Raw genomic sequence first — 15949 nt, 5'->3', positions numbered from 1 at the left:
CGCCAATCTACTTCAAAATTGCTGATTATAACGGATTGCTGTGATTTCGATATCCTCCTAACGAAGCCGCGATTAACAAATTCTGTAACCAGTCATGATGATAGACAAATCCGTTGAGTCTTGCCGCAGGACTGATTAAGACAGCTGATTCATCCCAAGCCTGTAAACAAGAGGGTGAAAAATTATGAAGAAGGGCAAAAGCTCTGAAATTATGAGTAGTGCTAAGTATATCTCCATGAAACATTTGGGAGTTGTTGGCATGTCTATTCATTGCCCTCATGGATCTATCTATCATGTTGGAGGTTTTGTGTGCTTTGGGAAAGTCAAAATGTGCTAACCACTTGTTTTTCTTTTTACAGAGTTTAAGAATATTATCTTTCATGGGGCAGGAAGGCACATTCTTAGCTGTCCATTCCCGAAGCCTTCTTATATGTTGTGCGAATTGTCTTTTTGAAGTAGTTCGATAAGCCTTCCACACCTTATCTGCTGCTGTATTGAAATAGTCTTGAATCTTTTTTGTAGCTCTGTCTCTAATTTTTAGAAAGGCGTGTAAGAAACATTCAATGACTTGAATATTTGGATAGAGTTTTTGCCATGCGTTCTGTGTAGCTGTCCACCCATCTGTATTTACTGTATTAGGTTGGTAGTCAGATGACACATCCTCTGCTTTGTTTGAATACACCATAAGCTTCTTCCAAAGAATCCGCATCTGCGCCAGAAGAAACTTCCATACCTAAAAAACAGTTTTGTCCCACAGTTGTAGCCACATAAGCTTTTTTACCTTGTATTTTTACATGGTGTTCATCTGCTAAAATATCGGAAGGTAATTTTTCTGGGTCATGGATGGTTGTGCCTACAATGCTATAATCACTAAAACAATTATAGAGGCGAATGCACCACATCGCATTGTATCCAAAAGCAAATGCCAATGCCCAGAAAGGAACACCGAACCGCTTTAAGAACAAGCCTTTAGAAGCTATATACGTCTTCGCTCTGCAATAAGGCAGAATGAAACTTGGGCGTATTTGATAATTTTGTCCCGCTACTTTTATTTTTCGCATTTGGATATTCATTTTTTTCGACGGCCGAGTTTTGCCGTTAAGCACATAACCTTTAGTCATTTGTGCAGGAAATAACTCGGGGCTTGTTGCCCATATTTCGCTAATTATTTGGCGAGCTATTTTTGGGTCGTTTAAAAATGAATCGTATTTATTTTCCAAAATCGGTAATACAATCGTACAATTTTTGTTAATTTGAGATGCCATTGAATTTGCACTTGTTTGGTTCGTACTTTAAACATAAGCTTTTTCAGTGGCTTTTTTATTATCACAGCAAAACGTTACAATCAGAACTTCAAAAACCTCCCCCTCACCTTCTTCTCCATACACCCTCTCTTCAAATCGAATACGCCCCTCTACATCCACCAAAACCACTGTGGAACATCGAGTTCCGTACTTTGGACTTTGGATATACAAAGGAGATAATAAGCGTTCCAATTCGATTCCAACGCCTGTATCGGGCAGTTCCTTATCGTTTGGTTTGTTTGTATTTTTTAGATAGTCAAACGCTTTTTCTACTTCAAAGATATCAGAATTTTGTGTCAATAAATCCTTCAAAAAAGCTTTGCCGTTCTCCACTTTGGGCCAGGGTGTATCCAACAAGGCATTGCTGACCCCATAAATCCCTGCCTTCAATTGTCGACTTTCACCACTGACATTGGAGTGCCAAAAAAGTTTTTCGTTTTCGTACAACAGCAAATTATAGCCATTGTAGGCTTCATCGTTCGGTATAGAATGAAGGTATTCCATTGCAGATACATCGTCGTTTACCAAAAAATCTGTCACCAAAGCACCACGAGTCGGCGCATCGGTTCGGATATGTTGTAGGTCTCGGTAATTGGTCAATGCCGCAAATCTACCTGACTTCGATACCCCCAACCATGTTCCTCCACCTTTCAAGTCTTTGCCTGCCAATAGATTGGGATGTGATTCCCACCAATGAGCTTTGGCAGTCGGACGCTCATAAAACTCATCACGGTTGGCAGAAATGATAAGTGGATATTTTGGATGTACTTTGTAAGCAAAAATGATTAGGCACATAAAATATGAAAATTTATTGGATGCAATATTATTGTATTTTTTGGTGATTTTGGTATTAGCAACAACGAAAAAATAACTTCCTAAATTGATACGAAGACTTTGGACGAAGGAGCAAAGATGCAAGAAGTAAGAAGTAAGAAGTAAGAAGTAAGAAGTAAGAAGTAAGAATTTAATTAATTAATATCCAATTATTTGCACCCAATCATGTCAATGAGTTAAAATTTTGATTATCAAATTTTTATATCTTGCATCTTACTTCCTACTTCTTTCGTCCAAAGTCTAAATACATTTGGTTCTTTGACAAAATCTGTGATTTGAGACTTCGGAAGTTTGCCGCTTACAAAATCAAAAACTATTTCGCTAAAAATTAACTTCTTATAAAATGAAACATCCGAAGTCTTTATTGCTTCCACAAAAATTGTCACAGAACCATACATTTTTACAATGAAACTACAAAAGTCTAAATCGGGAACTTATTTTTTATGCGTTCCTTATCTAACCATTCAACACATATTTTTACCAAAAAACTACCAACAACCAAAACATTCAAATGGGTTTGATTGTATTCACTTACTTGCTTTGAAACGCTGCAAAAAGTAAGTGTGTAATTTGGGGTTTTTCTATTCATCAGATGAAGGCTTTTAAGAATTTGGTTTATACTGACTTAGTTTCAACGTTTATCCAATGGATGATGAATTTTATGACTTGAGTTAGCTTATATCAAAAGACTTCTCAATTTTTTCCCTTAATCACTTCAATATTTAAGTGTAACTTCGCAATCAAGAAAACTAATTTTGCAATGAATGAAAAATTTAGACTTCAAAAGTTACCACCTCAAATGTGGTATTTATTTTGTTGGCAATCCTTATTAAATCGGACATACAATCACAATGAAAAAAATTGAACTAAATATCGTTGCTTTAGCAAATAGTGAATCCAATCATGGCAATTTTGCCATTATTTTGGAAGCATCGAATGATTTACGACGTTTACCCATCATCATTGGGCCTTTTGAAGCACAGGCTATTGCGTCTTCGCTCCAACAAAGACAACCGAGCCGACCGATGACACATGACTTGTTCAAAAATACGCTTGATGCTGCGGGGGTGAGGTTAACCGAAGTTTTTATTTCTAAAATGGAAAGCGGAGTGTTCCACGCTACTTTGATAGGTAGAAAATCGGATGAAAGTGTCTTAGAGATTGATGCACGATCTTCAGATGCTATTGCGATGGCAGTGCGTTTTGCCTGTCCAATTTTCACTACTGAAGCCATCCTACAAGAAGCGGGCATAGAATTGGAAATTGCAGACAGCATTTCTTCTAATAAAGAAAAAGAGCTGTCCGACTACTCAATTGCAGAACTGAATCAAATACTTGAAGAGGTCTTAGAAAACGAGGATTATGAAATGGCGGCGAAAATTAAGGAGGCGATTGATAGCAAAAAATAAATCGCAGATTGAGGGGATTACGCAGATGAATATGCTGTTTTACTTATTCCTACTCTTATCTGACAATTCCTCCGATGTCGGTTCTCGACCACTATCTACCACACCCCAATTGATTTCGGGTCGAAGGGTCTTGGTTACCGCATCTTGACCAATCCCCACAAAACCCGCCAAAAATTCCATTTTGCTTTTGTCTCCATTGTTGTTCAATACAAAATCAGCTTTGGAGAGTCCTTGCGGAAAATCAGACAATTCCAATACCACTTGACCAGATTGATATTCTTTCTGATTGGAGATTTGCTCACTGTATTTTCCCAAATCCATTCCTATCAAGGAGTTTTTGCTATCATCATTCAAGTAAGGGAAAAACTTCACCATCCAACCTGTTATAGAACCATTTGGACTACCGCACATCCCCCTCTCAAAATGTCGGTAGTCGTATATTTTACCCCAAAATTCTTTGTCCACTTCCCCTTTTGCAGCTTGGGTGAATTGGTGTAAAATAGGCATCAAATCATTGACCCACCACTCCAAATCATATTCCGCCAATTGCTCAAAATCCCGTTCCACCTTTTCCCAATCTTCTACCGTGCCCTCCAAAGTCACCGAAGGAATACCGCAGGTAATGCCCACACTGTAATCGAAATAGCTGCTCATAGCATCCATCAAGGTGACTTCAAAAGCAGTTGTTTCAATTGAACTCGTCGTCGAAAAGTGATTGGTAGCCAAGTCATGCATTTTGGTACCTACATGGTTTCGGATAGAATCGCTGAACTCCGCCAAAATGTTTTCCCAATAACCCACACTATTTGCCATCAAGTAGTTACGTTTTATGTTGATGTTTTTCTTGCCTTCGTGCCTCACAAAATGGTGCCGCAATGCTTCGCTATTCAAATCCACATGCTTAGCAAAACCTTGACAAATCAACATCCAAACCATATCGGGTGAAAAAGTCAATGGACGGTGTTGGGCATACGCCAACTGTATAGCTGCCGCAAAGGGATGGTTGTAGCTGGTTATCAAGGACTCACTTCTCTGTGGAAACGCCAACAATTCACGATTTAAGTCTTGTTTGAAGCGGTCCTCTTTACTTAGGATATTCCTGTTTTCCACCATTCGAGCTTTCATGATTTCATGATAGCTTCTTTCAGGCAACAATTCTTCTGCCAATTCCACATCACACACTTCAAAGGTAGTTTGCGCCGAAATCGGCAATTGAAGGAGCAAAGTGAGAAAAAAAATGATGGTAGCAACGGAGTGAATTTTCATTTAGATAGGTTTGTTGATTGATTTTTTTCAAAAATAAAAGAAGGTTTATATATTTCTTCTACGTTGTGTCTATTTGATGGTTTCCAGTCGGTATTGTTTAATTTTCTATAGAAATCATTTGACTGATAATATTAGCACAAAAAACCAAACTTCTCTCCTGCCTCAATTCCCTTCAATTACCTATCTTTGAAGCCATTTTCCAAAAACAAGCAATTACCAAACTATGCGATTTATTTTACTCTCTTTACTATTCATAGTAACTCTCTTCTCATCAGAAATCCAAGCCCAAAAAATTGACATCAAAAAACAATTGAAGGGTATGAAAATGAGGAGTATCGGCCCCGCAGGTATGAGCGGACGGGTCACTTCAATAGATGTGGATTTGAACAATCCCAACACCATTTTCATTGGCACAGCCTCAGGAGGCGTTTGGAAATCCGAAAGTAATGGCATTCATTGGCAGCCTGTTTTTGACGACCAACCCGTACAATCCATTGGGGCAGTAGCCATTGACCAAACCAATACAGGCGTTATTTGGGCAGGAACAGGAGAAGGGAATCCCCGAAACTCCCTCAACAGCGGCAACGGTATTTACAAAAGTTTGGATGGCGGCAAAAACTGGAAACACCTCGGTTTGGAAAACACCAAACTCATTCACCGCATCCTCATTGACCCCAACAATTCCGACATCGTGTATGTCGCAGCTTTGGGTTCGGCTTGGGGCGAAAACAAGGAAAGAGGTGTTTATAAAACCACCGATGGTGGCAAAAACTGGAAACAAATCTTGTATGTCGATGAAAAAACGGGCTGTGCAGATTTGGTCATTGACCCATCCAATCCCAACAAACTCGTAGCTGCAATGTGGGAATATGGCCGCAAACCATGGACTTTCAATTCGGGCGGCAAGGGTTCGGGACTGTACATCACCTTCGATGGCGGCAACACTTGGAAAAAACGCACAGATGAAGACGGACTTCCAAAAGGTGATTTGGGTAGAATCGGTTTGGCAATTGCGCCCTCCAATCCCAAAATCATCTATGCACTCGTTGAAGCCAAAAAAAATGCCCTCTACATAAGCGAAGATGGCGGCTTCAAATGGAAAGAAATAGGCACGAAAAATATAGGCAATCGCCCGTTTTACTATGCCGACATCTTTGTCGATCCCAAAAATGAAAACCGAATTTACAGCATTCATTCAGTAGTCACCAAGAGCGAAGATGGAGGTAAGTCCTTTGAAACCCTGATTCCTTACAACGATGTTCACCCCGATTACCACGCTTTTTGGGTCAATCCCAACAACCCACAACACTTGATGGTCGGCAATGATGGCGGTATGGCGATTTCGCAAGACCGAGGCGACAATTGGCGTTTTGTCGAAAATTTACCTTTGGCACAATTTTACCACATCAATTATGACATGGACATTCCCTACAATATTTATGGCGGAATGCAAGACAATGGTTCATGGGTTGGCCCTGCTTATGCCTGGAAATCAGGCGGTATTCGCAACAGTGATTGGAGAGAATTGGTATTTGGAGATGGTTTTGATGTCGTGCCAAGACCCGACAACAACCGCTATGGTTATGCCATGTATCAAGGCGGCAATGTATATTACTATGACCGAGAAACGGGATTTGATACCTATATCCAACCCAATCACCCCGATGGCAAAGAACTCCGCTTCAATTGGAACGCAGGTATTGCCCAAAACCCCTTCCATGATTGCGGTGTGTATTTTGGAAGTCAATTCCTCCACAAAAGTTTGGATTGCGGCAAAACGTGGGAAATTATTTCTCCCGATTTGACCACCAACGACACGACCAAACAGCAACAAGCCAAAAGCGGTGGTTTAACAATTGACGCTACCCGTGCCGAAAATTTCACCACCATTATTGCCATTGCGCCCAGTCCTGTGGACGAAAAAGTGATTTGGGTAGGCACGGACGATGGCAACCTTCAATTGACGAAAGATGGCGGTAAAAACTGGACAAATTTGGCGAGCCGTTTGACGGAATTGCCGAAAGGTAGCTGGATTCCACAAATTGAAGTGTCAAAGAAAAATGCTGGTGAGGCTTTTGTTGTAGCCAACGATTACCGCCGAAACAATTGGAAGCCTTATGTTTACCATACTACTGACTACGGCAGTTCTTGGAGAAGAATTGTAAACGAAAACAAGGTAGAAGGTCATGCCATTTCGATTGTACAAGACCCTATTGAACCCAAATTATTGTTTTTGGGAACAGATTATGGTTTGTATGTTTCGATTGACGGTGGTGCAATTTGGAACAAATGGATGCACGATTATCCTTCCGTTTCGACAGCCGATTTGAAGATTCACCCACGCGAACATGACCTTATTATCGGTACTTTTGGACGGGCTGCTTATATTTTGGACGACATTCGACCACTTCGAGAATTGGCACAAAACAATGCAAACATCTTCAACAAAGACTTCCACGTTTTTGAAGCTCCTGATGCATATATGGTCAGTTTTCGTTCGGTGGATGGTGTGCGTTTTGGTGCTGATGCTCATTACCGAGGAAAAAACAAAAGTAATGGAGCAATGATTAGTTTTTGGGCAAATGTGAAGGAAACCAAAAAAGAGGATAAAAGTGAAGCTGAAAAAAGCAAGAATAACAAAGTCAAAGATAAAAAAGCCAAAAGCTCCACTTCAAAAATGGATATGGCTGATGCAAATCCTGAAAAAGAGGAGGAGGATTCTTTGAAAACAGATAAAAAACGAGACGACAAAAAAGTATATATTGCTATTTTTGATGAAAATGGGGATACTGTCCGCAACTATTCTGCAAAAATTGACACGGGCTTGAACCGTATTTTTTGGGGCTTCAATGAGAATGGCGTGCATTTTCCTTCAAGGGAAGACACCAAACCTGATGCCGATCCTCCAAGCGGTGGAAGGGTACTGCCGGGTAGTTACAAAGTCATTCTGTCCTGGAAAGACTACAAGGATTCTACTTCGGTCAATGTGAAATTAGACCCAAGAGGTACAACAACTTTGGAGCAGGTAACCGCACAAAAAGCAGCAGAAAAAGATTTTATTCCGTGGATTGAAAAAGCAACCAAAGGTTTTAATCAATTGAAACAAGCCGAGAAAACGATGAATATGGTGGCCAAACAATTGAAGTTTGCAGAAGTGGTCGATACACTCCAAAAAAATATTGGCAAGAAAGCAAAGGTTGTGAAAGACAGCATTTCCAACATGATGAAGGTATATATGTTGCCAACAGATTTGAAGGGGATTCATGGGGCTACACCTACACTACAAAATGAATTGTATAGAGCCTTGTCTTTTATCGGGAATGCAAATGGTGCGCCTCAATCCAATGCATTGTATGCCGTTGATAAAACCAAAAAGGAAATTACCGCAATTATTGAGCGTATCAATGCCTTTTTTGGAGAGTCAGGTTTGTGGAAAGAATATCAAGCGGAAGTGGATAAGGTGGAATATAGTTTGTTTAAGAAAGTGGAAGAGATTGAGTTGGAGTAGTTCACGGCTGACGGTCGCTTTGTTGGATGGTGGACGATGAACGGAATTGTTGGTAGAGGTTAGTGTAACCTTTGCCAACAATTTTTAAAAAAGATTCTTTACACTTGAATTTTTGACTAAAAAGTTCCAACTTCCATCTTCTAAGATATACAAAACATGAACCGAAAAACTTTCCTTCAAAAAAGCACCTTACTCGCACTCGGTGCTTCAACTTTACTATCCTCTTCCTGCTCTGACGATGATAACAAAAATCCATCAAATACAACCGTCATCGCCCCAAACGTTCACACTTCCAAAAGCAAATCGTACAAGTGGAAAATGGTCACAACTTTTCCGCCCAATTTTCCGATTTTGGGGGAGTCGGCAAACCTATTTGCAGAATGGGTGAAGGTTTTGACCGATGGAAGAATCGACATCAAGGTATATGGGGCAGGTGAATTGGTACCTGCTTTGGAGGTGTTTGATGCCGTATCAAGTGGAACGGTGGAGATGGGTAATGGGACTTCCTTTTTTTGGTCGGGAAAATTGGCGGCGGCTCCTTTTTTTACGGCAGTTCCGTTTGGGATGAACGCCCAGCAGATGCAGTCTTGGCTCATCAATAGTGATGGTTATGAATTGTGGAAGGAGGCATACTCACCTTTCAATCTGATTCCATTTCTGGGCGGTAGTACAGGCGTACAAATGGGCGGTTGGTTTCGGAAAGAAATCAACTCAATTGCCGACATCAAAGGCTTGAAGATGCGGATGCCTGGACTGGGCGGCAAGGTTTTGGAAAAGGCGGGAGCAACTGCAATGGTAACAGCTGGCAGCGAGATCTACACCAATTTAGAAAAGGGAGTCATTGACGCTACCGAATGGGTCGGTCCTTACCACGATTATTTGATGGGTTTCCACAAGATTGCGCCTTACTACTATTCTCCTGGTTGGCACGAACCGAGTGGTCAAACCGAATTTACGATACACAAACCTACTTACGAACAACTTCCCACTGACTTGCAAGAGGCTTTGTTTACGGCTTCGATGCGGATTCAGGCGTGGATGTTGGGAGAATTTGACCGACAAAATAGCTTGTATTTAGCTAAGATTTTGCAGGAAGGAAAGGTGAAAATGCGGACTTTTCCGAAGGATGTGCTGGACCAATTTAGGGTTTTGGCGAAAGAAGTGGTAGAAGAAGTTGTTGAAGGAGATGCAATGAGTAGGAAGGTTTATGACAGTTACCAAGCATTTCAGAAATTGACGAATCCGTGGTACGATTTGACTGAAGGGGCTTATCATGGGTTGATTAAAGGTTAAAATTAAATTGACCATTTTGAAAAAAATACCTATCTTTCTACTTCAATCTCTAAACCTAAAGCTTCAAATGAAGAAAGTACCTTATGGCAGCGTAGGCAGTTTTGACGACTTGGTATCACAGGGTTATTTTTACATTGACCGAACCAATTACCTCGAAAAATTGGAGGGCATGAGTGAGAAACATTTGTTTTTTTTGCGTCCTCGCCGATTTGGAAAGAGCTTGTTTGTGTCTATCTTACAGCACTACTATGGTTTGGAACATGCCGATAAATTTGACCGACTTTTTGGAGATTTTTATGCAGGGAAACACCCTACTGCTTTGAAAAACAGCTATTTGATATTAAAGTTTAATTTTTCGGGTATCAATACAACTACTAATGAAATCTCCTACAGAGGCTTTTTAAACAGTGTTCGTTATAGTGTAGAAGATTTTCTAACGACTTATAAAGCTTTTTTTAACTCTGAGCATTTAAAAACATTGATCAATATAGCTTCACCAGAAGACATAATGAAACAATTGTGGAATTGGGTCAAAAGTGAAGGAAAAGGGAAAAAAATATATGTATTGATAGACGAGTACGACCAATTCACCAATGAATTGATTGCCTATCGGTTTGAAGAATTTAAGAAAATTGTAAGCATAAATGGTTGGGTGCGAAAATTTTATGAAACCTTGAAAATTGGGGCAGATAAAGGTATCATTGACCGAACTTTCATTACAGGGGTTACACCCATTACTTTTGATAGCTTGACGAGTGGTTTTAGCAATGCTACGGATGTGAGTACAGATTTGGAACTTTCTGGGATGATGGGTTTTACGGACGAGGAAGTTCGAGGGTTGTTGCAGAATTTGGGATTGAAGGAGGAGAAATTAGAGCAGGCAATGCAAGATTTGAAGCAGTGGTATGATGGTTATGTATTTAGTGAAGATGCGAAAACAGCTATTTATAACTCCGAAATGGTTTTATATTTTATAAAGGAATTTGTCAAAAGAAATGATTATCCTCAAAATTTATTAGCTCCGAGTGTCGCTACGGATTACCACAAGATTCAATCCATGTTTAGGATTGCTCACAAAGAGAAAGAGAACCTCGTGACGCTCAAAAAAATATTGACAGATGATGAGGTCACTTCGTTTTTGGTACAAAAATTCAATTTTGCTGATTGTAACGTTTTGCTGTGATAATAAAAAAGCCACTGAAAAAGCTTATGTTTAAAGTACGAACCAAACAAGTGCAAATTCAATGGCATCTCAAATTAACAAAAATTGTACGATTGTATTACCGATTTTGGAAAATAAATACGATTCATTTTTAAACGACCCAAAAATAGCTCGCCAAATAATTAGCGAAATATGGGCAACAAGCCCCGAGTTATTTCCTGCACAAATGACTAAAGGTTATGTGCTTAACGGCAAAACTCGGCCGTCGAAAAAAATGAATATCCAAATGCGAAAAATAAAAGTAGCGGGACAAAATTATCAAATACGCCCAAGTTTCATTCTGCCTTATTGCAGAGCGAAGACGTATATAGCTTCTAAAGGCTTGTTCTTAAAGCGGTTCGGTGTTCCTTTCTGGGCATTGGCATTTGCTTTTGGATACAATGCGATGTGGTGGTACCGCCTCTATAATTGTTTTAGTGATTATAGCATTGTAGGCACAACCATCCATGACCCAGAAAAATTACCTTCCGATATTTTAGCAGATGAACACCATGTAAAAATACAAGGTAAAAAAGCTTATGTGGCTACAACTGTGGGACAAAACTGTTTTTTAGGTATGGAAGTTTCTTCTGGCGCAGATGCGGATTCTTTGGAAGAAGCTTATGGTGTATTCAAACAAGAAGCAGAGGATGTGTCATCTGACTACCAACCTAATACAGTAAATACAGATGGGTGGACAGCTACACAGAACGCATGGCAAAAACTCTATCCAAATATTCAAGTCATTGAATGTTTCTTACACGCCTTTCTAAAAATTAGAGACAGAGCTACAAAAAAGATTCAAGACTATTTCAATACAGCAGCAGATAAGGTGTGGAAGGCTTATCGAACTACTTCAAAAAGACAATTCGCACAACATATAAGAAGGCTTCGGGAATGGACAGCTAAGAATGTGCCTTCCTGCCCCATGAAAGATAATATTCTTAAACTCTGTAAAAAGAAAAACAAGTGGTTAGCACATTTTGACTTTCCCAAAGCACACAAAACCTCCAACATGATAGATAGATCCATGAGGGCAATGAATAGACATGCCAACAACTCCCAAATGTTTCATGGAGATATACTTAGCACTACTCATAATTTCAGAGCTTTTGCCCTTCTTCATAATTTTTCACCCTCTTGTTTACAGGCTTGGGATGAATCAGCTGTCTTAATCAGTCCTGCGGCAAGACTCAACGGATTTGTCTATCATCATGACTGGTTACAGAATTTGTTAATCGCGGCTTCGTTAGGAGGATATCGAAATCACAGCAATCCGTTATAATCAGGAAGTTTGATATTGGATTTTTAAAACAGAAAATCATGTTTACATACATCATCATAGGTGCAGGCTCAGCAGGTTGCGTGTTGGCGAATCGCTTGTCTGCCAATCCAAACCACAAGGTATTGCTACTAGAAGCAGGTAAAAAGGACAACTCACCCGATATTTTGCTTCCTGCAAGCTATTCCAAACTCTTCAAATCGGAATTTGACTGGGCCTTTGAAACCATAGTCCAAAGCCATGTCGACAACCGTTGTTTGTTTGTGCCGAGAGGAAAAGTATTGGGCGGTTCGAGCAGCATCAATGCCATGATTTATATGCGTGGAAATCGTTTGGACTATGATTATTGGGAAGAATTGGGGGCAAAAGGTTGGAACTACGAATCTGTTTTGCCCTACTTCAAAAAAGCAGAACACCAAGAAAATGGCGGCAATGAGTACCACGGCACAAATGGCCCGCTTTCGGTCTGCAATTTGCGCTCGCCCTTCAAAATTTCAACCGTGCTTGTTGAAGCGGCAAAAGAATTGGGTTTTGTACACAATACCGATTTCAATGGAGTAACACAAGAGGGTTTTGGCTTGTATCAAGTGACCCAAAAAAACAGTGAACGCCACAGCACAGCCGCAGCTTATTTGCACCCTATTGCACATCGCTCTAATTTAGAAGTGCTTACAGAAGCCCTCGTTCACAAGATTTTGATTGAAAATGTCCAGCGAGAAGGTTTTAAGGCAGTCGGTGTTCAATATGAAAAGGACGGACAATTGCATACCGTAAAAGCTGCAAAAGAGGTCATTTTGTGCGGAGGAGCGATTGCAAGCCCTCAGATTTTGATGCTTTCAGGAGTGGGACATCAACAGCACCTGCACGACAAAGGCATCACCTGTATCAAACACCTGCCAGGAGTTGGGCAAAACCTACAAGACCATTTGCTGGTTCCAATCGTTGCCGAATTGAAGGGAAGCATGCGTACTTTTGACAGTGCGGGAACGTGGCTCGACCATAGACGTTACGAGCATTTCGGTACAGGCCCTTTGAGCAGCAATACTTCGGAAGCGGGTGGTTTTGTCAAAACACATCCCGATTTGGAAGCACCTGATTTGCAGTTTCACTTCAGCCCTGCGTTTTATTACCAACACAGTTTTGTCCGTCCCAAAGGCAAAGGTTGTACACTTGCGCCTACTTTATTGCAGCCCAAAAGTATTGGCGAAATTCTTTTGGATACACCCAACTCCAAAGATGCGCCACTGATTGACCCTCGTTATTTGAGTCACGAACAAGATTTGCAGACCATGATAGAAGGGGTAAAATTGGCGTATCGCTTGCTGCAAACAAGCCCTTTTCGACGCTACTTCAAAGGGTACCACCTACCCAATTCTTTCCTTCAAACGGATGAGGCCATTGCAGACCATATTCGAGCCTACATGAAAACGGTGTATCATTCGTGTGGAACCTGCAAAATGGGCGTGGATACGATGTCGGTGGTCAATCCTCAATTACAAGTACATGGTATTCCGAATCTGAGGGTTATAGATGCTTCTGTTATGCCGAATGTGCCGAGGGGAAATACCAATGCCGCAGCTATCATGATAGGAGAGAAGGGGGCGGATATGGTGGTTGGTGGGAGTGGAAAATGAAGTATTGGTGTCTAAAATATCTCTTTTCAATCGGAGCAGCGAGGTGCTATGATAAAGCTTTGTGTACGCCCAATAAAAAACGCCCTTATAATACATTGATTATAAGGGCACTGCAAAATAAATTCGTGGCGAGAGAGAGATTTGAACTCTCGACCTCCGGGTTATGAATCCGACGCTCTAACCAACTGAGCTACCTCGCCAAAAGCGGGTGCAAATATAGTATTTTTTCTAAGAGTGGTAATAAAAAATACAATTTTTATAGAAAAAATGCCATTTGTTCATCGAAGCAATCAAACCGACCATTGAAGGATATGAACCATATATCATGCAGTGTCACAAAAAAGTAATTTTTTTTGCCACAAACTGTAACACTTTTTAAATACATAGCGTAAAACTAAGCGAACGTTGAGAGAAATACATGCGTTTTTTAACCAATCGCATTCTCGAAGTGACGATCCACCAACACCCTAAGATTTTGGTGAATAGTAGCCAGATAAAAATTTAGACGAAGTATTTATTAGCCCATTTACTTTTTCAATGTTTTTATCACAGCCAACCAACACCAATAATCTGCCCATTCGCTAACCACGAACGAACCTAACCTAATTGCTACATTTATACACCATGAAATTTTAATTTTCATCCAGTGTACTGTCTGATTTTCAAGCCCACAGATAGTACTTTTTAGAAACGATGAACCAATTAAAAGCCCAATTTCATGAAATGCTGACCATCAGCAATTCTTGATTTTCTTTTAATTTTCATTTTGATTCTTTTGGATGCTGGTAAACCTATTTGTGTAGGTTGATAAGCCGTTTTAATGTGCGAAAGGACGTTTATTATACAAGGCACAATTCATGTTTTGAACCTGAATTTGAGCTATGTATTTGAATACTTTCTTCTCTCATTAAGACTGGGTTAGCTGGCATGAAACCCTCTCTCGATGGGCTTGACACAATCCACCCCCAATCTTTGTAGAGCGTTTTCATAAGCCTTCAAATCAAGCAATTGTCGCTTGGTTACTACCCATCTTTTATCCAATCACACCCTATATTTTTACCAAATCTCTACTTGTATTTTCCTCAAACTAAGGGAGAATGTAAGAAGAAAAAGGTATGCCTTGTGCGGAGAGAAGACAAGCCCAATATTCGACTCCATACACTCGGCAATGCCTTTTTAGAAAAGACAATTACACCATATAGTAAGAAACACAAAACTGAGAAAAACAGAGAAAAGTGCCATTTAAGCCCGAAGTCCAATTGGTATTTATGGATTTTGCAAGCCCAACAAATGATGGGATTGCTATACCCATAAGCACCTCATTTCACCACCCAAAATCATAATTTATCATGTTTAGAACAATAACATTATTAATGCTTTTTGTACTGCCTGTGTGGATAGGCGGAACCATCTTTTCAACAACCAAAGCTCAAACTACAAGCCCTATTCTCCAAAATAGCCCCGTAGTAGCTTGGTATGGCAATGACAATTTTAGTTTTGCAGCAAACGAAGACATTTTGAAGGTCAGTATGGACAAACATCCTTTTGAAGGCTTTACCCTTCAATTAGCCGACTTAGATTTAGATCTAAAAGACGAACTATTGGTCAGTGTAAAAGTGAAAACTGCCAAACAAATTGATATGCGAATTGATTTGCACGATGGTACGTATTCTACTGCAAGTGATGTCAATGTGATTCAAACAGTCGTCAGCAATGAAAAATTTGCGACCATTACCTACGATTTCAGCTCGATTATAGATAAACTTCAAACAGGTGAAATACCCTATATGTTATTTTGTGTCAATCCTGGCTTCAATTACGAAGGTGAAGTTTACTTGAAGGATTTGAGTATCAGCACTGGCTCAGAAGATGTAAGTGTAGGAATAGATGCACTGGTCAATAATGGTATGGTAACAAATGAATTAAGTGTTTTTCCCAATCCCGCTTCTGAGTTTACCAACATTCAATTACCTGCAAATCACGCTTTCAAAGAACTCATTTTGCAGAACATCACAGGTAAAACCATTCTTCATCAAGACATTCCCGAAGGCTTGACCACCATGCAGTTGAAGAACTTAGGGCGTATCGAAAAAGGCTTGTACCTTCTCTCAGTCTATGGCGAAACAGAAGTTTTGACCACTAAACTTTCTATTTACTAATCTTTGACGATTGACGATTTTTGACATGCTCTTTTGATGGATTTTGACGACTGATGAAT

At 40.1% G+C, this 15949-nt stretch carries 11 protein-coding genes and 1 tRNA gene; 7 read left to right on the top strand and 5 right to left on the bottom strand.

All coding sequences use genetic code 11. The features are described from left to right. Positions 1-25: 25 nt before the first annotated feature. Genes R3E32_07655 through R3E32_07645 form a run of 3 tightly spaced genes read right to left on the bottom strand, consistent with a single transcriptional unit; the run spans position 26 to position 2099 of the window. On the bottom strand, positions 26-685 hold the full coding sequence (locus tag R3E32_07655) for a hypothetical protein (protein MEZ4884582.1): 660 nt from the start codon (positions 683-685) through the stop codon (positions 26-28). Continuing rightward, entirely contained in the window at positions 648-1265 is a 618-nt protein-coding gene (locus tag R3E32_07650; protein MEZ4884581.1) for a hypothetical protein, read from the bottom strand. The genes R3E32_07655 and R3E32_07650 overlap by 38 nt, the downstream gene beginning before the upstream one ends. A gap of 27 nt (positions 1266-1292) precedes the next feature. Next, positions 1293-2099: an NRDE family protein gene (locus tag R3E32_07645; GenBank protein ID MEZ4884580.1), complete on the bottom strand. Its 807-nt coding sequence runs from the start codon at positions 2097-2099 to the stop codon at positions 1293-1295. A gap of 890 nt (positions 2100-2989) precedes the next feature. Here R3E32_07645 and R3E32_07640 point away from each other — a divergent pair. Further along, complete coding sequence (locus R3E32_07640; GenBank protein MEZ4884579.1) at positions 2990-3547, top strand: bifunctional nuclease family protein; 558 nt, start codon at positions 2990-2992, stop codon at positions 3545-3547. Positions 3548-3586: 39 nt separating this feature from the next. Here the strand turns inward: R3E32_07640 and R3E32_07635 are convergent, their stop codons facing one another. Further along, the gene (locus R3E32_07635; protein MEZ4884578.1) at positions 3587-4813 is read right to left on the bottom strand and encodes a DUF4419 domain-containing protein; all 1227 of its coding nucleotides are present in this window, start codon (positions 4811-4813) and stop codon (positions 3587-3589) included. Positions 4814-5036: 223 nt separating this feature from the next. Between R3E32_07635 and R3E32_07630 the strand changes: the two genes are divergently transcribed. From R3E32_07630 to R3E32_07610, 5 genes are all read left to right on the top strand, one after another. After that, a complete protein-coding gene (locus R3E32_07630; GenBank protein ID MEZ4884577.1) occupies positions 5037-8321 on the top strand; it encodes a hypothetical protein in 3285 nt (1094 codons plus the stop codon). 156 nt (positions 8322-8477) lie between these two features. Then, a complete protein-coding gene (locus tag R3E32_07625) occupies positions 8478-9614 on the top strand; it encodes a TRAP transporter substrate-binding protein (GenBank protein MEZ4884576.1) in 1137 nt (378 codons plus the stop codon). A 67-nt stretch (positions 9615-9681) separates the two neighbouring features. After that, the gene (locus R3E32_07620; GenBank protein MEZ4884575.1) at positions 9682-10797 is read left to right on the top strand and encodes an AAA family ATPase; all 1116 of its coding nucleotides are present in this window, start codon (positions 9682-9684) and stop codon (positions 10795-10797) included. Between the two features lie 61 nt (positions 10798-10858). Beyond that, complete coding sequence (locus R3E32_07615) at positions 10859-12100, top strand: hypothetical protein (GenBank protein MEZ4884574.1); 1242 nt, start codon at positions 10859-10861, stop codon at positions 12098-12100. A gap of 38 nt (positions 12101-12138) precedes the next feature. Continuing rightward, on the top strand, positions 12139-13731 hold the full coding sequence (locus R3E32_07610; protein MEZ4884573.1) for a GMC family oxidoreductase N-terminal domain-containing protein: 1593 nt from the start codon (positions 12139-12141) through the stop codon (positions 13729-13731). A 126-nt stretch (positions 13732-13857) separates the two neighbouring features. On the opposite strand, the gene R3E32_07605 is transcribed toward R3E32_07610, so the two are convergent. Then, a tRNA-Met gene (locus R3E32_07605) sits at positions 13858-13931 on the bottom strand. A gap of 1149 nt (positions 13932-15080) precedes the next feature. Between R3E32_07605 and R3E32_07600 the strand changes: the two genes are divergently transcribed. Next, positions 15081-15890 carry a T9SS type A sorting domain-containing protein gene (locus R3E32_07600; GenBank protein ID MEZ4884572.1) on the top strand — a complete coding sequence of 270 codons (810 nt, stop codon included), beginning with the start codon at positions 15081-15083 and terminating at the stop codon, positions 15888-15890. Positions 15891-15949: the final 59 nt, after the last annotated feature.

The organism is Chitinophagales bacterium, from assembly GCA_041392475.1.
Lineage (GTDB): Bacteria > Bacteroidota > Bacteroidia > Chitinophagales > UBA2359 > JAUHXA01.
Note: the sequence above shows the minus strand (reverse complement) of the source record. Positions and strands in the feature narration are given on the sequence as shown.

Coding starts and splice junctions, on each gene's coding strand:
- R3E32_07645 (MEZ4884580.1), bottom strand. CDS start 2,099: ATGTGCCTAATCATTTTTGCTTACAAAGTACATCCAAAATATCCACTT.
- R3E32_07640 (MEZ4884579.1), top strand. CDS start 2,990: ATGAAAAAAATTGAACTAAATATCGTTGCTTTAGCAAATAGTGAATCC.
- R3E32_07630 (MEZ4884577.1), top strand. CDS start 5,037: ATGCGATTTATTTTACTCTCTTTACTATTCATAGTAACTCTCTTCTCA.
- R3E32_07615 (MEZ4884574.1), top strand. CDS start 10,859: ATGGCATCTCAAATTAACAAAAATTGTACGATTGTATTACCGATTTTG.
- R3E32_07635 (MEZ4884578.1), bottom strand. CDS start 4,813: ATGAAAATTCACTCCGTTGCTACCATCATTTTTTTTCTCACTTTGCTC.
- R3E32_07625 (MEZ4884576.1), top strand. CDS start 8,478: ATGAACCGAAAAACTTTCCTTCAAAAAAGCACCTTACTCGCACTCGGT.
- R3E32_07600 (MEZ4884572.1), top strand. CDS start 15,081: ATGTTTAGAACAATAACATTATTAATGCTTTTTGTACTGCCTGTGTGG.
- R3E32_07610 (MEZ4884573.1), top strand. CDS start 12,139: ATGTTTACATACATCATCATAGGTGCAGGCTCAGCAGGTTGCGTGTTG.
- R3E32_07620 (MEZ4884575.1), top strand. CDS start 9,682: ATGAAGAAAGTACCTTATGGCAGCGTAGGCAGTTTTGACGACTTGGTA.
- R3E32_07650 (MEZ4884581.1), bottom strand. CDS start 1,265: ATGGCATCTCAAATTAACAAAAATTGTACGATTGTATTACCGATTTTG.
- R3E32_07655 (MEZ4884582.1), bottom strand. CDS start 685: ATGGTGTATTCAAACAAAGCAGAGGATGTGTCATCTGACTACCAACCT.